General features: G+C 70.2%; 15 protein-coding genes. 9 read left to right on the top strand and 6 right to left on the bottom strand.

Annotation, left to right across the window (positions count from 1 at the left end):
- The first annotated feature begins 55 nt into the window (after positions 1-55).
- The gene (locus AB0C16_RS29875) at positions 56-1,015 is read left to right on the top strand and encodes a TAXI family TRAP transporter solute-binding subunit (RefSeq protein WP_357687580.1); all 960 of its coding nucleotides are present in this window, start codon (positions 56-58) and stop codon (positions 1,013-1,015) included.
- Between the two features lie 142 nt (positions 1,016-1,157).
- On the opposite strand, the gene AB0C16_RS29870 is transcribed toward AB0C16_RS29875, so the two are convergent.
- Positions 1,158-2,711 (bottom strand): HAMP domain-containing sensor histidine kinase, encoded by a 1,554-nt coding sequence (locus AB0C16_RS29870; RefSeq protein ID WP_357687578.1) that lies wholly within the window; start codon positions 2,709-2,711, stop codon positions 1,158-1,160.
- A gap of 6 nt (positions 2,712-2,717) precedes the next feature.
- Positions 2,718-3,401 carry a response regulator transcription factor gene (locus AB0C16_RS29865; RefSeq protein ID WP_357687576.1) on the bottom strand — a complete coding sequence of 228 codons (684 nt, stop codon included), beginning with the start codon at positions 3,399-3,401 and terminating at the stop codon, positions 2,718-2,720.
- 174 nt (positions 3,402-3,575) lie between these two features.
- Here AB0C16_RS29865 and AB0C16_RS29860 point away from each other — a divergent pair, with 174 nt between their 5' ends.
- From AB0C16_RS29860 to AB0C16_RS29850, 3 genes are read left to right on the top strand one after another with little or no spacing between them, the layout of a single operon-like run.
- The gene (locus tag AB0C16_RS29860) at positions 3,576-4,601 is read left to right on the top strand and encodes a tripartite tricarboxylate transporter substrate-binding protein (RefSeq protein ID WP_357687574.1); all 1,026 of its coding nucleotides are present in this window, start codon (positions 3,576-3,578) and stop codon (positions 4,599-4,601) included.
- Position 4,602: 1 nt separating this feature from the next.
- Positions 4,603-5,064 (top strand): tripartite tricarboxylate transporter TctB family protein, encoded by a 462-nt coding sequence (locus AB0C16_RS29855; RefSeq protein ID WP_357687572.1) that lies wholly within the window; start codon positions 4,603-4,605, stop codon positions 5,062-5,064.
- 20 nt (positions 5,065-5,084) lie between these two features.
- Entirely contained in the window at positions 5,085-6,590 is a 1,506-nt protein-coding gene (locus tag AB0C16_RS29850; RefSeq protein ID WP_357687571.1) for a tripartite tricarboxylate transporter permease, read from the top strand.
- Between the two features lie 211 nt (positions 6,591-6,801).
- Here AB0C16_RS29850 and AB0C16_RS29845 read toward each other — a convergent pair whose 3' ends face one another.
- Complete coding sequence (locus AB0C16_RS29845) at positions 6,802-7,167, bottom strand: DoxX family protein (RefSeq protein ID WP_357687569.1); 366 nt, start codon at positions 7,165-7,167, stop codon at positions 6,802-6,804.
- A gap of 94 nt (positions 7,168-7,261) precedes the next feature.
- On the opposite strand from AB0C16_RS29845, the gene AB0C16_RS29840 reads away from it, so the two are divergent.
- The gene (locus AB0C16_RS29840; RefSeq protein WP_357687567.1) at positions 7,262-7,807 is read left to right on the top strand and encodes a hypothetical protein; all 546 of its coding nucleotides are present in this window, start codon (positions 7,262-7,264) and stop codon (positions 7,805-7,807) included.
- A 231-nt stretch (positions 7,808-8,038) separates the two neighbouring features.
- Positions 8,039-10,546, top strand: coding sequence for a polysaccharide lyase family 8 super-sandwich domain-containing protein (locus AB0C16_RS29835; RefSeq protein WP_357687565.1), 2,508 nt, complete (start codon positions 8,039-8,041; stop codon positions 10,544-10,546).
- A 1,370-nt stretch (positions 10,547-11,916) separates the two neighbouring features.
- On the opposite strand, the gene AB0C16_RS29830 is transcribed toward AB0C16_RS29835, so the two are convergent.
- Entirely contained in the window at positions 11,917-12,627 is a 711-nt protein-coding gene (locus AB0C16_RS29830; RefSeq protein ID WP_357687563.1) for a helix-turn-helix domain-containing protein, read from the bottom strand.
- A 173-nt stretch (positions 12,628-12,800) separates the two neighbouring features.
- Between AB0C16_RS29830 and AB0C16_RS29825 the strand changes: the two genes are divergently transcribed.
- The 3 genes from AB0C16_RS29825 to AB0C16_RS29815 all read left to right on the top strand — a co-directional run bounded on the left by AB0C16_RS29825 (position 12,801) and on the right by AB0C16_RS29815 (position 15,858).
- Complete coding sequence (locus AB0C16_RS29825) at positions 12,801-13,889, top strand: copper oxidase (protein WP_357687561.1); 1,089 nt, start codon at positions 12,801-12,803, stop codon at positions 13,887-13,889.
- Positions 13,890-14,062: 173 nt separating this feature from the next.
- Positions 14,063-15,415, top strand: a complete 1,353-nt coding sequence (locus tag AB0C16_RS29820) for a multicopper oxidase domain-containing protein (RefSeq protein ID WP_357687559.1) — start codon at positions 14,063-14,065, stop codon at positions 15,413-15,415.
- Positions 15,412-15,858: a hypothetical protein gene (locus AB0C16_RS29815; RefSeq protein WP_357687557.1), complete on the top strand. Its 447-nt coding sequence runs from the start codon at positions 15,412-15,414 to the stop codon at positions 15,856-15,858. Before AB0C16_RS29820 ends, AB0C16_RS29815 begins: the two co-directional genes overlap by 4 nt.
- A 69-nt stretch (positions 15,859-15,927) precedes the next feature.
- On the opposite strand, the gene AB0C16_RS29810 is transcribed toward AB0C16_RS29815, so the two are convergent.
- On the bottom strand, positions 15,928-16,698 hold the full coding sequence (locus tag AB0C16_RS29810; protein WP_357687555.1) for a TIGR01458 family HAD-type hydrolase: 771 nt from the start codon (positions 16,696-16,698) through the stop codon (positions 15,928-15,930).
- Positions 16,699-16,751: 53 nt separating this feature from the next.
- Positions 16,752-17,696, bottom strand: coding sequence for an amidohydrolase family protein (locus AB0C16_RS29805; protein ID WP_357687554.1), 945 nt, complete (start codon positions 17,694-17,696; stop codon positions 16,752-16,754).
- Positions 17,697-17,720: the final 24 nt, after the last annotated feature.

Below are 17,720 nucleotides of genomic sequence, written 5' to 3'. Positions count from 1 at the left end.
TTCGACCTCGCTGATGTCATCGGCGACCGGCGACCGGCGTCCGTATCATCTCGGCATGGTGCTGAACCTGGAGCTACGGCTCAGCCGGCGTGCGGTGCTTCTGGCCGCGGGAGGGCTGCTCGCCGGTTGCTCCCAGCAGCCCGAGGTCGACAAGGTCCACCTGCGACTGGCCACCGGGCCGGCGGGGGCGGTGTACCGGCGCATCGGCGGTTCGCTGGCCGAACACATCTCCGAGCAGGTGCCGGGTGCCACGGTGAGCACCGTGCCGAGCGGGGCGTCCACCGACAACATCCGGATGCTGCGGGCCGGCGAGGTGCACCTCGGGCTGACGAGCCTGGACGCGCTGATCACGGCCGACGGCAGCGCGCCCGAGGGGCTCTCGGCGATATGCCGGCTCTACGACAGTCACCTGCATCTCGTGGTCATGGCCGGTTCGGCGATCGACGAGTTCCGGGACCTCGAGGGCAAGCGCGTATCCCTCGGTGCCCGCGACTCGGGCACAGAGTTCACGTCGCTGCGGGTTTTGAAGCTCGGCCCGGTGAACGCCGACGGCCGATACCTCAGCCAGGCCGAATCGGCGGCGGCACTGCGCGACGGCGAGATCGACGCGATGTTCTCCCTGACCGGCGTCCCGACACCCGCCATCACGGAGCTGGCGCAGCGGCACCCGATCCGGCTGATCCCGTTGGACGCACAGGCGGACGCGCTCTTCACGGCGTTCCCAGGTCCCTACACCCCGGCCATGATCCCCACGACCGCCTACGCCGGCGTTCCGGCCACCCGCACCATCGCCGTGCCGAACGTGCTTCTCGTGCGCAACGACCTGCCCGATGACCTGGTCCGCGCCATCACCGACACGATCTTCACGCACACCGGCACGATCACCTCCACCCACCGCGGCGACGCCGAAGCCGTTCCCGAAGCGTGGCGGATCAACGTGCGGAGCGGGATCTCCACCGCATCGATCCCGCTCCATCCGGGCGCGGCCGGCTGGTTCCGCGACCGCAAGCGCTGACCCAAACGCTGACCCAAACGCTGACCCAAACGCTGACCCAAACGCTGACCCAAACGCTGACCCAAACGCTGATCCGAGCGCTGATCCGAGCGCTGATCCGAGACGGCCGGCAGGCCGGCAGGCCGGCGACGAGCCCGGTTCCTCAGACCAGGGACGGATCCGGGGCGCCGGACGACGACGCCACCCGCGCAACGACCGGCAACGCGACCACTGCGGCGAATCCGTGCCCGGACCCGTCCGGACGCGGCAGGCCCTCCTCCAGCCGCAGCTCGCCCCCCGCCGCCCCGACCAGGTCGGCACAGATCGCCAGCCCCAGGCCGGTCCCGGACACGTTCTGGTGCCGCGGCGACCGCCAGAACCGCCGTAGCGCCTGGGCCCGCTCCGACTCGTCGATCCCCTGGCCGTCGTCCCGGACAGCGATCGTGACCACGCCGCCGGCCGCGGAGGCGTCGCCGCGTCCGGCGCCCCCACCACCGCCGCGTCCGGCATCCGCACCACCACCGCGTCCGGCGCCCCCACCACCACCGTGCCCGGCGGCAGCAGCGCCGGGGACGACTCGGGCGGTCACCTCCACCACCTGCGCGTCCGACAGCCGCAACGCGTTGCTGATCAGCTCGTCCAGGATGCTGCCCAGCCCGCCCGTCGGCTCCAGCAACCGCAGCCCCGGTGGCACGTCGACCGCCAGTGTCTGCCCTGCCGTCGCCGTCAACGCCCGCCACCGGTCCACCCGGGTCGCCAGCACGGCGTCGAGATCCACTGGCGACGCGGTCCGTATGCTCTCCATCCGTGCGCTGGCTTGCAGCGAGTTCAGCATCCGCTGCATCGCCTTCAGCTCGTCCACGGCGATGTCGTACACCTGCCGCCCGTTGCCGTCCGCGCGCAGGTGCGGTTCCAGACTCTCCACAGCGAGCCGGAGGCTGGTCAGCGGATTGCGCAACTGATGCGACGCGTCGGACACGAACGCCCGCTGCCGCTGCACGGCGTTCTCGACCGCGTCCATCATGGTGTTGAACGACTCCGCCAGCCGCCGCAGTTCGATCGGGCCGGTCTCGGCGTCCGCCCGGATGGTGAGGTCGCCCTGCGAGATCCGCGAACTCGCCGCGTCCAGCTCCCGCACCGGCCGCAGCACCCACGCCGACACCGGCCAGGCGACGGCCACCAGCGCGATCAACGGCAGCAGCCCGAGCCCGGCGAGCCAGGCCCATCGCACGAGGATGAGATGGCGCGTCTTCGACAGGTCGGAAATCGTCACGACGGCGCCGATGACCTCGCTGTCCCGGCCCACCGGCTCCGCGACCACGAGTGCGGAGTCGTCCCACGGCGCCCATTCGGCGGACGGTTCGGACCTCGTCCCGGCCAGCGCCGCGGTCACGATCCGGGGCAACGCCGGCTCCGACCGCGCCGCCTCCTGGTACGCATCGGCCTGTCCGAGCAGCACCGTGCCCGACGTGTCGATCACCGCGGCCGGGATGGCGTACAGCTCGTGGTAGCGCGCCAGCTCCTGGCGGAGCGCCTCGGTCCGCCCGGTCGACAGCGCGGTCTCGGCCAGCGACGCGAACCGGCCGACGTCGTTGAGCCGGTCGACGTAGGTCTCCTGCATCTCCCGCTCGGCCACGGTGACGCTGAGCGGAACCCCGAGCGCCGCGACGAGCAGCACCGCGAGGGGCACCAGGACGAAGAGCAGGCGGCGGTGCACGGCGCGTCAGCCGATCAGCTCCGGCCGGTCGGACAGGAGCCGATAGCCGACCCCGTGGATCGTGCGGATGAGCACGGCCGGCGCGAGTTTGTTCCGCAGGGCCGCGATGTGGGTGTCCAGGGTGCGGCTCGAGGACTCCCAGGTCGCGCCCCAGATCTGGTCGAGGATGACGTCGCGGCTCACCACGTTCGGCGCCCGCCGGGCCAGCAGCAGGAGCAGCTCGAACTCCTTGCGGGTCAGCGTCACGGGCGTGCCGTCGACGGTGACCTCGCGGGTGCCGACGCCAATCCGCATCGGGCCGAGGACGAGCGGCTCGTCCGGGTGGCTCAGGGCACGAGCCACCCGGGTGCGCCGCAGGACGGCGTCGATCCGGGCCAGCAACTCCGGGATGCCGAACGGCTTCACGATGTAGTCGTCGGCGCCGGCGCGTAACCCACGGACCCGCTCGTGCTCCTCCGATCGTGCTGTCACGGCGATGACGGCGGTCTCCGGGCGGTCACGCAGCTTGCGGATCACGTCGAGCCCGTCGCCGTCGGGCAGGCCCAGGTCGACGAGGACCACATCGGATGGGGCGGCACGCACGGCCTCCGTGGCGGTGGCGATGCGGTGGACCTCGAAGCCCGCTTGGGCCAGGACGGTCACCAGACCCCGCGCCACGCGGTCGTCATCCTCGATGATGGTGATCCGCATACCGGATTGTACGGCCGAGGCCGATGCTCGCGTTAGCCCCTTCAGTTCTTGGGATTTCTCTGACATCCAACGCATTCCTTGGGATTTCTCTGACACCATCCGCGTCCCTGCCCGCCCAGACTGAGGCGGCGCACTCACCGACGAACGCGAATGCGCTGATGAGGAGGCCGCGATATGAGAACGACCAGCAGGTACCGGGCCGCCGCGCGGATGATCGCCGCGATCGGCGTCGTTTCGCTCGCCGCCGCCTGTTCCGGCAACGGAGGCGGCACCAGCGGAGGCGACACCGGCGGAGGCTACCCGGACCAGAACATCACCTTCGTCGTGCCGTTCAGCGCGGGCGGCCCGACGGACACCGTCACCCGCATGATCGCCGAGCCGATGGCCGCCAAGCTCGGCGCCAAGATCGTCGTCCAGAACGTCGAGGGCGCGGGCGGCACGGTCGGCGCCGGCGACGTCGCACGGGCCCAGCCCGACGGCTACACCGTGCTCATGCACCACATCGGCATGTCGACGGCGCCCGCCCTCTACCAGAACCTGGGCTACAAGCCGCTCGAGAGCTTCGAGACGGTCGGGCTCGTCACCGAGGTGCCGATGACGGTCGTCGCCCGCAAGGACTTCGCGCCCGCGACGCTCCAGGACCTCGTGACCCACGTGAAGGCGAACGCCGACAAGGTCACGCTGGCCAACGCCGGCATCGGCGCCGCATCCCACCTGTGCGGCCTGCTGTTCCAGAGCGCCGCCGGTGTCAAGGTCCAGGAGGTCCCGTACGCAGGCACCGGCCCCGCGCTGACCGACCTCGTCGGCGGCCAGGTCGACTTCATGTGCGACCAGACGACCAACACCAGCGGCCAGATCTCCGCGGGCGAGGTGAAGGCGTACGCGGTCACCACCCCGGAGCGGGTCAAGAGCCTGCCCGACCTGCCCACCACGGCCGAGGCCGGGCTGCCCAACCTTCAGGTCAGCGTGTGGCACGGCCTCTACGTCCCGAAGGGCACGCCGCAGGACGTCGTCCAGAAGCTGTCCGAGGCGCTGAAGGCGGCGCTGGCCGACCAGAAGGTCATCGACCAGATGGCCAAGCTCGGCACCGCGCCGGTCCCGGCCGACGACGCGACTCCGCAGGCGCACCGGGCCAAGCTCGAAGAGCAGCTCGGCACCTGGGCGAAGGTCATCGCCGACGCCGGAATCAAGGCCTCCTGAGGTGGAGCGCCGCCGGTCCTTCCCGGACGTCCTCGCCGGGGGACTCTTCGTCCTGATCGGTGGCGCATTCGCAGTGGGGTCGCTCGGCTACGAGCTGGGCGCCCCACTGCGGATGGGCCCCGGCGCCTTCCCGCTGCTGATCGGCGCGATCGTGGCCGCCCTGGGCCTGGCGATCGTCATCAAGGGACTCATCGCCGGCGAGGTGGTCTCGTTCGGGCCGATCCCCTGGCGCGCGGTCGCCGTCATCGTGCTCGCGCTCCTGTTCTTCGGATTCACCGTACGGGGCCTCGGGTTCGTACCGACGTCGGCGGTGACCGCCCTGCTCACCACGCTGGCCAGTTCGCGCGTCCGGCCGCTCACGGCCGTGGCCGTGGCCGCCGGGCTGACCGTGGCCAGCACGCTCGTCTTCGTTGTCGGACTTCAGCTGCGGATCCCGTTATGGGGCCCCTGGCTGGGGTTCTGACGCGGCATCCGGATTGAGGCATGGAACTTCTCGACAACCTCGCGCTGGGCCTTTCGACCGCCCTGCTGATCCAGAACGTCCTCTACTGCTTCGTGGGAGTGCTGCTCGGCACGGCGGTCGGCGTGCTGCCCGGCATCGGGCCGACGGCGACGGTGGCGATGCTGCTGCCGATCACGTTCAGCTTCGAGCCGGTGACAGCGCTGATCATGCTGGCCGGCATCTACTACGGCGCACAGTACGGCGGCTCGACGACCGCCATCCTGATCAACCTGCCCGGTGAGTCGTCGGCGGCGGTCACCGCGCTGGACGGGCACGAGATGGCCCGGCAGGGCCGGGCCGGCGCGGCGCTGGCCGCCGCCGCGGTCGGGTCCTTCATCGCGGGTACGCTGGCCACCGTCGCGCTGGCCGTCGCGGCCCCGCCGCTGGCCCGCGTCGCGTTGCAGTTCGGCCCGGCCGAATACTTCTCGCTGGTGCTGCTCGGCCTGATCATGTCGATCGCGCTGGCGCGGGGCACGGCGCTCAAGGCACTGGCGATGATCTTCCTCGGCGTCCTGCTCGGCACGATCGGCCAGGACATCTACACCGGCACGCCCCGGTTCGTGTTCGACCAGCGCGAGCTGTACGGCGGTATCGACTTCGTGTCGGTCGCTGTCGGCATGTTCGGGGTGGCCGAGATCCTGCGCAACCTGGAGAACGAGCAGACCCGCACGACGGTCATCAGCAAGGTGAAGAACCTCTGGCCGACCCGCGAGGACCGGCGCCGGATCGTCGGCCCGATCCTGCGGGGCACCGGCATCGGCGCCGCGCTCGGCGTCCTGCCCGGCGGCGGCCACGTGCTGGCCTCGTTCACCTCGTACGCCGTCGAGAAGCGGATCTCGAAGCGGCAGCAGGAGTTCGGGCACGGCGCGATCGAGGGCGTCGCCGGCCCCGAGTCGGCGAACAACGCCGCCGCGCAGACGTCGTTCATCCCGCTGCTCACCCTGGGTCTGCCCGCCCACCCGGTGATGGCGCTGATGGTCGGCGCGTTCATCGTCCACGGCATCACCCCCGGCCCGAACGTCATCACCGACGAACCGGCGCTGTTCTGGGGCCTGATCGCGTCGATGTGGATCGGCAACGTGCTGCTCGTGCTGCTGAATCTGCCACTGATCGGCATGTGGGTGCGCATGCTGCGCATCCCCTACCAGGTGCTGTTCCCGATGATCATCCTGTTCGCCTCGATCGGCACATACTCCCTGGGGTTCAACGCGTACGACGTCTACGCGATCGCATTCTTCGGGATCCTGGGCTACATCCTGATCAAGTGCGGCTGCGAGCCGGCCCCGCTGCTGCTCGGCTTCGTCCTCGGTCCCTTGCTGGAGGAGAACCTGCGGCGGGCGCTCATCATCTCCCACGGCGACGCGTCGGTCTTCCTGACCCGGCCGATCTCCGCGGTGCTCCTTGCCGTGGCCGTGGCAGCGCTCGTCGTCGCCGTCCTCCCGACGATTCGCAGGCGCCGCGAGATCGTGTTCACCGAGGAGGATTAAGTACTTCGATCCCGGCGTCTGGCCTGGCCGCGGGCCGGGCGAGGCTCATCCGCTCACGGCATGAACAGGGTGATGACGCCCCGCCCGCGGTCGGCGGCCTCGGTCAGCCAGCGCATCTGGTAGAGGACGGAGCGTTCGATTGCGTCGATGCCACACCACCGGAACCGACACGGCCCGGGAAATTCTCCGATCCGTTCAGGTCTCGTACGGGTCAGCCGCCGAAACGGCCCCACGCCACGAAGGCGGCCAGAGCGAGCAGGACCGCGGTCACCACGATTCCCTGAGCCTCTTGCCGGCGGCCGTGCACGATGATCGCGCCGCCCATCAGCAGCACCACACCGGCGGCGGCCAGCGGCACCAGAACCGGAGCGATGCCGAGCGCGGCGGGCAGGACCAGGCCTGCCGCGGCCAGCACCTCGAGGACGCCGATGGCCTTGACGGTGCCGGCGCCGAAGTCTTCGAAGACGCCCATGCCGGAGGCGACCAGCTTCTCTTTGGACTGGATCAGCTTCATGGCGCCACTGGCCAGGAAGACCACGGCCAGCAGTCCCGCAACAATCCACAGAGCCACGTTCATGAGGGGTTTCCCGTTCGCTGATAGGTGTTTCGTGTCAGTGGTACGACGACACAGCCCCTCGAAACGTGAGGCCGCTTGTGGTGAAATGTGCCGAATGGAGCGGGCAAGGCAGCTGGTAGGCGAGATGCTCGTCTACTGTTTCGTCGTCGTCCTGGTCACCGGCGCCTTCCTGACCTTCTTCTACACCCCCAGCGGCGAGACGGTCCCGTACAGCGGCGCCTATGAGCCGCTACAAGGCATCCCGATGAGCGCCGCCTACGAGTCCGTCCTGAACATCAGCTTCGACGTCCGCGGCGGCCAGCTCATGCGGCACCTGCACCACGAGTCCTCGTCGCTGCTGGTGCTGGGGGCGGTCGTCTGGGTGCTGCTCGGCCGTTTCCGGTACGTTCTCGCGCTGCTCGGGCTGGCCCTGAGCCTGTTCGGAGCGCTGACCGGCTACGCATCCGTGGACGACCTCCTGGCAGACACCTTCCTGAGCAGGATCCCCATCCCCATCTGGTACGCCTTCCATCTGCTGGCGGCGCTGACCACGGCCGCCGTCCTGCTGATCTCTTCGCGCAAGGAAGCAGCCCGCCACCCCCGAACGCCGGCCTTCATAGCCCTGACCCTTGTCCTGACGGTGATGGCCTTCTGGCTGTGAGCCTCGCTGCGCGCATCCTGAGCCAGCGGCGGTCGGCCTGTCCACGACCGGCCCTCGTCAGGCGGACACCATCGACCGGGCGGTCGAGCCGGCACCAGCTGGGACGCCGAACTGGACGAGCGGCTCGCCGGCACTGGCAGAGGACCCCGAGACCTACTGGACGGCACGGGGCTCGCTGAAATGGCAGTGATCGTTTAGGGTGGGTATGCCCTCCGAAGGCTGGAGCCCGCCGTGCCGCACCTGTCTCGTCGCCACGTTCTATCCCTGCTCCCCGCCGCCGGTCTGCTCGCCCTGGCAGGCTCCCCCGCGCGTGCCGCGGTGGGAATCGATCACGCGCGGCTGCTCGCCAACACTGTGGCGATGCTCGCGGGGACTCCGGACGTCAATGCCCGGCCCGAGGTCGCCGGCAAGCTGGCGGCGATCCTCCGGACCGCCAGGCAGCGGCTGACCGCCATGGACCAGGCGGGCGACGGCGAGCTGTTCTCCGGCCTGCGGCTCGGCGCCGACGACGCCAATCTGCGGCTGGCGTTCCAGTATCTGTACGAGATCGCGCTCGCGACCCGCACGCCGGGCGGCGAGCTCGCCGATGACGTCGCCGTCCAGCGACGGGTCGTCGACGGCCTGCTGTGGCTGCACGAGCGCCACTACGGCGACCAGTCGGCGGGCTACTACGGCAACTGGCACAACTGGGAGATCGGCATCTCCACCCACGTGAGCAGGACGCTGGCCCTGCTGGCCGAACGGGTGCGGGAGGAGCGGCCCGCTCTGAGGGCGACCTACATCGCCTCTATGGACGCCTACTTACGCAACGGCAAGGACGGCGACGTCGACCTCGACTCGCGCTTCCACACCGGGGCGAACTTGGCCGACATCGCCGCCAACCGGATGCTGCAGGGCGCGCTCACCGGCGACGACGCCCGCGTCGGCAAGGCCATCTCCGACCAGGCCACCGTCTTCGCCACGATCGACCCCTACGACCTACGGCACGGCGTCACCGACGGCCACTACCGCGACGGCTCCTTCATCCAGCACCACTCGGTCGCCTACACCGGCTCCTACGGGCGCATCCTGCTCACCCGCGTCGTGCAGACCCTCAAGATGCTGGAGGGTGCGACGAGCGGCGGCTCCTCCGACCTGGCCGGCGTGGTGTACCACTGGATCGCCGACGGCTTCGCCCCACTGATCTTCGAGGGGTGGATGATGGAGATCGTCAAGGGCCGGGCGGTCTCGCGCACCACCACCGGCTACGCCGACGTCGGAGTGATCGTGGAGGCCATCGTCGACCTGGCCGACCACGCGGCGAGCGCCGAGGCTCTGGCTCTGAAGAAGTACGTCAGGTTCCTGCCGGCCGCCGACACGGCGGCCTTCGTCTCCCCGGTCAGCGTCGCGCGCTACGCGGCCATCCGCGCCGACTCCGCCATCCCGCCCGCCGACCTGAACGCGCCCGAGCGCTCGGTGGCGTTCAACTCCATGGACCGCACTGTCCACCGCCGCCCCGGCTACGCCTTCGCCCTCGCGCGCAGCTCCGAGCGGATCAGCATGTACGAGTACATGAACGGCGAGAACCTCATGCCCTGGTTCCAGGGCGGCGGCGCGTACTACCTCTACCTGGCGGGGGAGGACCAGCGCGAGGTCTTCGGCGTCGACTACTACACGGCCGTCTCGCCGTACCGGCTGGCCGGGATCACCGCGCCCACGGAGGAGCGGCGCACGGTCTCCGAGCTGTACGGCCAGTTCTGGTACGAGAACCCGGCCCACCCGCTGAACTTCACCTCCTCCTCGGAGTCCCAGAACACCTACGTGTACTTCCCCCGCGCCGGCAACTCCTTCTCCGGCGGCGCCACCCTCGGCGCGTACGGCGCGGCCGGCATGGTCCAGTCCGACGACGCCGCCTACACCGCCAAACAGGCGGGCATCTTGCCTGACGACTTCGTCGCCTACCGCAACGCCCGCGCGACGAAGTCCTGGTTCATGCTCGACGACGAGATCGTGGTGCTGGCCGCGGACGTCTCCGGCCAGGGCGGCCGCGACGCGGTGACCACCGTGGACAGCCGCATCGCCGCTCCCGCCGACGCGATCGAGCTCACCGGCGAGGGCTGGCGCGGCAGGGCCTGGCAGGCCGGCGACACCACGCCGCCGCGCTGGCTGCGCTACGCCAACGCCACCCGCGGCACCGCGATCGGCTACGCCTTCCTCACCGGGCAGCCCGTGGCGGCCGGCGTGGAGACGGTGACCCGCAGCCGCAGGGTCGTACGCGCGTCCAACCCCGACACCAGCGTGACCAAGAACGTCTTCACCGCCTCCGTCACCCACCCCGCCACCGGCGACGTCCCCGCCCTCGCCTACGCCCTGGTCCCGAACGCCACCGAGACCCGCCTGCGCGGCTACGCGAACGGCCCGCTGACCGTCCTGGCCAACGACCGGCACGTGCAGGCGATCAAGCACGGGAAACTCGGGATCGTCGCCGCCAACGTCTTCACCGACGGCCCGCGCCACGCCGAGCGCCTGCTCATCGACGGCCCCGCCTCGGTCATCGTGCGGTCAGGCGAGCGCACGGTCGTCGCCCTGTCCGACCCCACCATGAACCGCGACCGCGTCACGGTCGTCCTGCGCGGCGCACCCCTTCGCCTCGTCGCGGCGGACGAGGGAGTGACGGTACGCCGCGTGCCGGGCGGCACCCTGATCCAGGCCACCACCCGCCACGCCCACGGCCATACCTTCACCGCCACCCTGCGCTGACGGCGGTCACGACCCGGCCGGCTCCTGAATCACCTGGACCTTGGTCGATCGCCGGGCTTGACGATCATCCGTACATCTGATGGCAGACCTGGTTGTGGAGACGGGACTCGGGGCGCGATAGCGGGAACAACTCATCGCACTTCTCAGCAAGCAACGAGGCCATTCCGTTGCTGGTGCCGTCTTCTGGTACCTCTTCCGCGCTCCTGACCTCCACGGGAGGGTCGACCCGCCTCTTCACCACGGTCTTGCCGGATGGATGCGGGGGGACGTTCTCATGTCGATGACGCGGTACGGCCCGGGTCCCCGTCCGGGTCCCCGTTGGGGTCTCCGTCCGGGTCCCCGTTGGGGTCCCCGTCCACGTCCCCGTTCGAGGCTCCGTTCGGGTCCCCGTTCGAGGCTCCGTTCGGGTCCCCGTTCGAGGCTCCGTTCGAGGCTCCGTTCGAGGCTCCGTTCGAGGCTCCGTTCGAGGCTCCGTTCGGGTCTCCGTGCGGTGGTGCTGCTCAGACGATGTCGCCCCACGGGTCGACGCTTTGGGCCTCGGTCTGGACGTGGCCGAGCGCGGCGGGCGGACCACGGCCGTGGGACTCGGCGGCGAGGTGGGCACGACCGCGCGTTCCGTCACGCGCGGGTGAGGCGTCGGCGCCATGGCGGTGCCCATCCCCGGGGAGGTGGTGTCCGTGCCCCAGGCGCTCGACCAGATGCCCAAGGCCACGCAGACCACGAAACCGGTGATGACCGCCGGTCTGGTCCGGCGGTCCCAGTCCCGTGGTGACGATCGCTCCGGTGGGGTCGGAGTTGAGTACGTTCGCCAGCCGAAAGACTCGGCCCCACCGACGAGCCTGACCGGCTGCCGACGTGGCAGGCCGTTCGAAGGGCGCAGCATCGGTGGAGGCTCTTCGGGTGAAGGTGCGGGGTGGTCGTGTTCGTCGTGCATGGCTCTCCCTCCTCACTACCCGTGCACGCCAGGGTGCCGCAGCGTGGCGACGTCCGGCCGCAACGACTCGGTGTGACGAGCAGGGGATTGAGATGACCTTGGCTTTGGCCGGGGCCGAAGATGGAGGAAACGCGATTTATGCGGCCAAGGCGTTGATCTGCTTTGCCGGCCGTCCATGCGCATGGCGCAGATGCGTGAGCACGCTGCTGGTCATCGGCCCGCTGATGACCGCGCTGGTCCTGCTCGCCGCGCTGCCCATGGTGGCCGCCCAGTTGTCGCTGAGCCGCCGGCACGCGCATCTGGTGTGGGCCGTCAACCCCGGCGTGCGCCGCCAGTTCTTCTACGCCGGCCTCCTCAGGCGAGCGGCTACCAGCCCGGGCGCCCCTGAGCGGGCGTCAACCTCCCGACCGCTCCCGACCGGCACGCCGAGGGACTGCTATGTGCTCGCAGCCGACTCGGCGCGCTCGCGGGAAGCGAGGTGGGTGACGCACAGGCTGGGCTCGACGAACGGGTCCAGGGCCTCCGCGTCGAGCGGCGCGTCGATCTCCGCCAGCAGGCCTTGCATGAGCCCGAGGTGAAGCGAGCAGATGACCTCACGATTGCCCATCGCCACCTCGCGGAACGGGCAGTGGCGCAGGAGCACCTGCCGTTCCCGGCCGGCGACGACCGCCTCGGGGGCGAAACCGATGTCATCGAGCATGCGGACGAGTTGCCGGATCGCGGCCGGGCCGTCGACGGGCCGGAACGGCGGTGGCCTTTCGGCGAGGTAGCGCCCCCAGGCGCGCCCGGCACGCAGGGCGGCCTCGGCGGGCTCGGGCGTCTCGCCGGCCATGTAGCCGGTGAGGATCTCGGCGAGCAGCCGGTAGCTGCGCCGCCCCGCGCGCCCGCCGTCGGAGCGGGCGGCGTAGAGGACGCGGGGCCTCCCTGGCTGCTCGCGCTCTTCGACCTGCCGGTCGGCCAGCTCCGCCTCGACGAGGCCGTCGAGGTGGAATCTGGTCGTGTTGCGGTGCAGCCCCACGCGCTCGGCCACGTCCTCGACGGTCAGCGGCACCCCGGCGCCGCGCAGGGTGGCGAGCACGCTGGATCGACTCTTCCCCAGGGCGGGCGCCCCGCCGGGGTCGGGTCGGGTCAGATCGCGCACATCCATGCGAGCCATTTTCACATATGAACTTGGTTAAAACAAGGCAGAGCCTCGTTCAGCAGCACGAAACGGTTGCGACGAGGAGCGTGCCACCCCGGTCGCAAGCCCGTCCGGCGAGGTAACTACGGTACCCACCATAAGAACGAATTCAGTTCGTTAAAACCAGTTAGAGAGGTCAGATGTCCAAAGCCAAGGCCCTCGCCGGAGCCATCGCCTTCGCCACCGCGATGGCCGTTCCCGCCTGGTTCGTCCCTGTCAGCACCACGGCCGAGAGCGCGCACACGCACACCGCCCCCGCCACCGAGTCCAGCGGGATGTCCGGCATGTCGCATGCCGACGACGCCTCCGGCGGCTCGGATTCGGCCGCGGCCTCCACGGACGGCACCGGCGCCGCGATGGACTGGAAAACCATGGACGCCCAGATGGCCAAGCGCGACAAGTCCTTCCCCGCCGCCACCAAGGGCCTCGGCGCGCAGGTGCTGCAGCCCAAGATCCTCGCCGACGGGACCAAGGAGTTCCACCTCACCACCGAGGTGGTGAAGTGGGAGGTCGAACCGGGCAAGGTTGTCGAGGCCTGGAGTTACAACGGCACGGTGCCGGGGCCGACGCTCCGGTTGAAGGTCGGCGACAAGCTGCGCATCGTGCTGGAGAACAAGCTGCCGGAGTCGACCGGCATCCACTGGCACGGCGTCCTGCTGCCCAACGCGCAGGACGGCGTCACCAACATCACCCAGGACCCGGTGCCGCCGGGAGCCACCTACACCTACTCCTTCATCGCGTCCCGGCAGATGGTCGCCTGGTACCACTCCCACCACGACGGCACCAAGCAGGTGACCAACGGCCTGTTCGGCGCACTCATCATCGGCGACCTGCCGCTGCCGGAGGGCGTGAAGGTCAGCCAGGAGATCCCGTTCGAGCTGCAGGACGCCGGCACGATCGGCATGACCATCAACGGCAAGTCGTTCCCGGCGACCCAGCAGATCCGCGCCCGCCGCGGCGAGTGGATCGAGGTGCACTACATCAACGCCGGCGTGCAGAGTCACCCGATGCACCTGCACGGCATCGACCAACTCGTCATCGCCAAGGACGGCTTCCCGCTCGCGCAGCCGTACAAGGCCGACACCGTGTCGGTGGCGCCCGGCGAGAGGTACACCGTGCTCGTCCACGCCGACGCACCGGGCCGATGGGCATGGCACTGCCACATCTTCCCCCACTCCGAGGGCCCTCAGGGCATGTTCGGCCTGTTCACCGAACTGCTCGTCACCTGACCCGGCACACCTCTCCGAACCCCTGCCCGTACCGACCGAACAGGAAGGAAACCTTGTCCGAGAACGCGTCCGGCCCCACGGGGCCGGCTCCGCACGGCTCGGCACGGAGGGTGGCCGACGCCCCCCTCCCCGCTGCCGGGAACCGTCGAATCCTGACCCTGATATCCAGCCTCATGCCCGTCATCAGCGGCGCCGTCGCGCTCGGGCTGCTCGTCGGCTTCACGCTGGTCCTCGTACAGCCCGGCCCGGCGCCGGTGTCGGCGGCGGGCGTCGCGGGCGCGGCCCCCGCCCCCGGCCCGATGAGCTTCGAGATCGAGCTCGGCGAGATGTACGTCAAGCCGGCGTCGATCGACGTGCCCGCCGGCGCCGACGTCACCGTGCACGTCACCAACCGGGGCACCCAGCAGCACACCCTCGCCCTCGAAGGGCGGGAGACCCCGCTGATCGACCCGGGCAAGTCCGCCACCATCCGCTGGGGCGTGCTGACCAGGTCCACTGAGGCGTGGTGCCTGGTCGCCGGGCACAAGGACTCCGGCATGAGGATGACGATCACCATCGCCGGCCAGACCCTGGCGGCCGGTGCCGCCCCCGACGCCGCGCCGACCGCCGGCACCGAGGGCACCGCGGCCGCGAGCACCGACGCGAAGATCGACCCCAGCGCGAAGCCGGGCCCCGGCTGGCAGGCGATGGACCCCACGCTCAAGCCCGCCGAGGGCGGCGCCACCCACGAGGTGACCTTCCACATCCAGGAGAAGGTCATGGAGGTGGCGCCGGGCGTGAAGCAGATGCGCTGGACCTTCGCCGGCACCGCCCCAGGCCCCACGCTGCACGGCAAGGTGGGTGACGTCTTCAAGGTCACCCTGGTCAACGACGGCACGATGGAACACTCCATCGACTTCCACGCCTCCAAGGTCGCGCCCAACGTGCAGATGCGGACGATCAAGCCGAACGAGTCGCTGGTGTACGAGTTCAAGGCGAGTTACGCCGGGATCTTCACCTACCACTGCGGCGCCGATCCGATGATCTACCACATGGGCAACGGCATGGTCGGGGCGGTCGTCGTCGACCCGCCGGACCTCGGCAAGGTGGACAAGGAGATCGTCCTCGTCCAGTCCGAGCTCTCCCTGGGCCCGGCCGGCCAGCCGGGCGATCTGAAGAAGATGCTCGCCGGCGCCTCCGACGCGGTGGTGTTCAACGGCTACTTCAACCAGTACGCGTACACCCCGATCACGGTGAATCCGGGGGACCGCGTCCGCGCCTGGGTGCTGGACGCCGGGCCGAACGAGAACACTGCCTTCCACGTGGTCGGCACCATCTTCGACACCGTGTGGAAGGAAGGCGCATACCTCCTGCAGCCGAACAACCCGAACAAGGGCGGCTCGCAGACCCTCGACCTGCAGCCCACGCAGGGCGGCTTCGTCGAATTCACCCTCCCCGACGCGGGCACCTACCCCTTCATCACCCACAAGATGATGAACATGGCCAAGGGCGCGCTCGGAGTCTTCCAGGTAGGAGAAACCAAGTGACCACCCAGGCGATGACCCCCGAATCGGCGCGGCCCCGCTCGGCGCCCACCGGAAGACCGGCCCACATGACCGCTACGCCGGTGCGCGTCGCCGCCGCCGCGTCGGTCCTGGCCGGACTGATCCACTACGCCGTCATCCCCGAACACCGAGGTGAGTGGTGGGGGTACGCCATCTTCTTCACCCTGCTCGGCGCGTTCGAGATCGTGTGGGCCGTTGCGGCGTGGACGGGCGGGCGCAGGGTGATGTTCCTCGGCGTGCTGGTCAACGTCGCGGTGCTCATCGTGTGGACGCTCAGCCGGACGACGGGAATCCCGATCGGGCCGCACGCGGCTGCCCCGGAGCCGTACGGCGCGCTGGACGTCATATGCGGCGTGGCCGAGATCGTGACCATCGGCGCGATCCTGATCGCACTGCGCGGCCGACGGCCGGTTCCCGGGCTCTGACCGCACGGCCACACCTTTCGGCCCGGTGCCGGACGCGAAGCTCCGCGCCCGGCACCGGGCCCCGGCGGCTCACGCGCCGAGCAGGGCGAGCAGGTCGGGGAAGGAGTCGATGACGTGGGACGGCGCCGGGGAAACGGCCTCGGCGTGGGGCCGGCTCTTCCCGGTCCGAACGAGGACGCCGGTGATGCCACAGCGCTGGGCGGCCAGCACATCGGCTTCCACGTCGTCGCCGATCATGATCGCCTCATCCGGGCGTACGGCCAGCAGATCCAGCGCCGACTGGAAGAAGGCGGCGGCGGGCTTTCCCACGACCTCGGCCTCGACACCGGAGGCGCGTTCCAGGCCGAGCAGGAAGGCGCCGCCGTCCAACTGCAGACCTTGGTCGGTGCGCCAGCAGAGGTTGCGGGCCATGGCGACGAGCTTCGCTCCACGCTGCAGGTGGCCGAATGCGCGGTTGAGCGCCTCGTAGCTGAACTCGGGGCCGGCCCCGCCCACGACGAGCACGTCCGGATCGTCCTCGACGAGGCGTACGCCTGGAAGGTCCTCCCGGATGTCGCCGCTGTTCAGGAGCACGCAGCGGGCGTCCGGATGTCGGGTGGCCAGGTAGGAGGCGGTCGCAAGGGGTGCGGTGAGCATGTCGTCCGGGCTCACGTCGAAGCCGGCGTCGAGCAGGGCCGCGGCGATCTGGGCGCGGGTTCGGGAGGTGGTGTTGGTCAGCAGCTTGATGCCCACGCCCATGGCGCGCACCCGGGCCAGCGCTTCGACCGCACCGGGAATCGGCCGCCAGGAGACGGTGAGCACACCGTCGATGTCGATCAGGACGGCTCTGGGCGACGTCATACCTCGAAGGTAGTCCCTGGTCCCCTGGTCGTTGGTCCCGTGGTCCCTGACCCTCACATCCGGGGGACGGCGTCCCCGAAGGTGGTGTGGGACGTGGTAGACGCCACGATCTTTCCGGCGACGACCACGTGGCGGGGTGGGGAGTGCCGAGTCAGCGCTTCGCGGACGGTCCGGCTGTCCAGGATGACGAAGTCGGCCGGTGCTCCCGCCATAAGGTGTGCGGCGGGGCGGCCGATGACGCGGGCGGCGGTGACGGTCACCATGTCGTACAACTTCTCGAGGGCGGCGTCGGTGCGGGCGTCCAGCAGGTGGGCGGCGTCGTCCACCAGCATGGCGACCCGGCGCCCGTGCCGGCGAGCCAACTCGACGACGCTGTTGACGTGCCGCTCGGCGTCGGCGTCGGTCCATTCGATCCAGGGGATGCCGCCCACCACATCGGCGCCGCGCCTGACGGCCTCGACGAGCAGTTCCTCGGTCACCGGCTCGCGCAGCAGGCCGTCCTGGGGGAAGGCCACCACCTGGACGTCGATCAGGCCGGCGAACTCGCGGCGCAGTGCCAGCAGGGCGTCGATCCCGGTCAGTTGCGCCTTGGCGTCGACGTCGGCGAAGGCTTGCACGGCTCGTACGCCGTGCCGTACGGACTCCAGCAGGACCGGACGCGCCCGGGCCAGGACCGCCTCGACGGTTTGGCCGTGCTTGACGACGGCAGCGGTGTGGATGGCGCTCATCGCCGCACCCATGGCGCCGGTCGTGTAGTCCTCAAGCGCGCTCGACCCCGCGAGCTCCAGCGTGCCGGCCTTGCACAGATGTAGGTGGGCGTCGACGAACGGCTCGGTGATCAGTGCGCCGTCGGCGTCGATGGTCATGCCAGCGGCCGGGCCGGGGTCGTGGTCGTCCTCGGTGAGCAGGCTGATCCGGCCATCGCGGGCGGCCAGCATCCAGCGCCCGGGGCGACCACGCCTGGCGGCGTTGCGGACGAGCAGGTCAGGGGCTTCCATGGCAACACGCTAGGGGCATCCGGT

The organism is Nonomuraea sp. NPDC048916, assembly GCF_040649575.1.
Classification (GTDB): Bacteria; Actinomycetota; Actinomycetes; order Streptosporangiales; family Streptosporangiaceae; genus Nonomuraea.
This window is presented reverse-complemented; position numbering and strand designations above follow the sequence as displayed.

Excerpts from the sequence above, each read along its gene's own strand:
- AB0C16_RS29875 (WP_357687580.1), top strand. The coding sequence starts at position 56 with ATGGTGCTGAACCTGGAGCTACGGCTCAGCCGGCGTGCGGTGCTTCTG.
- AB0C16_RS29865 (WP_357687576.1), bottom strand. The coding sequence starts at position 3,401 with ATGCGGATCACCATCATCGAGGATGACGACCGCGTGGCGCGGGGTCTG.
- AB0C16_RS29860 (WP_357687574.1), top strand. The coding sequence starts at position 3,576 with ATGAGAACGACCAGCAGGTACCGGGCCGCCGCGCGGATGATCGCCGCG.
- AB0C16_RS29850 (WP_357687571.1), top strand. The coding sequence starts at position 5,085 with ATGGAACTTCTCGACAACCTCGCGCTGGGCCTTTCGACCGCCCTGCTG.
- AB0C16_RS29845 (WP_357687569.1), bottom strand. The coding sequence starts at position 7,167 with ATGAACGTGGCTCTGTGGATTGTTGCGGGACTGCTGGCCGTGGTCTTC.
- AB0C16_RS29840 (WP_357687567.1), top strand. The coding sequence starts at position 7,262 with ATGGAGCGGGCAAGGCAGCTGGTAGGCGAGATGCTCGTCTACTGTTTC.
- AB0C16_RS29830 (WP_357687563.1), bottom strand. The coding sequence starts at position 12,627 with ATGGATGTGCGCGATCTGACCCGACCCGACCCCGGCGGGGCGCCCGCC.
- AB0C16_RS29825 (WP_357687561.1), top strand. The coding sequence starts at position 12,801 with ATGTCCAAAGCCAAGGCCCTCGCCGGAGCCATCGCCTTCGCCACCGCG.
- AB0C16_RS29820 (WP_357687559.1), top strand. The coding sequence starts at position 14,063 with ATGCCCGTCATCAGCGGCGCCGTCGCGCTCGGGCTGCTCGTCGGCTTC.
- AB0C16_RS29810 (WP_357687555.1), bottom strand. The coding sequence starts at position 16,698 with ATGACGTCGCCCAGAGCCGTCCTGATCGACATCGACGGTGTGCTCACC.
- AB0C16_RS29805 (WP_357687554.1), bottom strand. The coding sequence starts at position 17,696 with ATGGAAGCCCCTGACCTGCTCGTCCGCAACGCCGCCAGGCGTGGTCGC.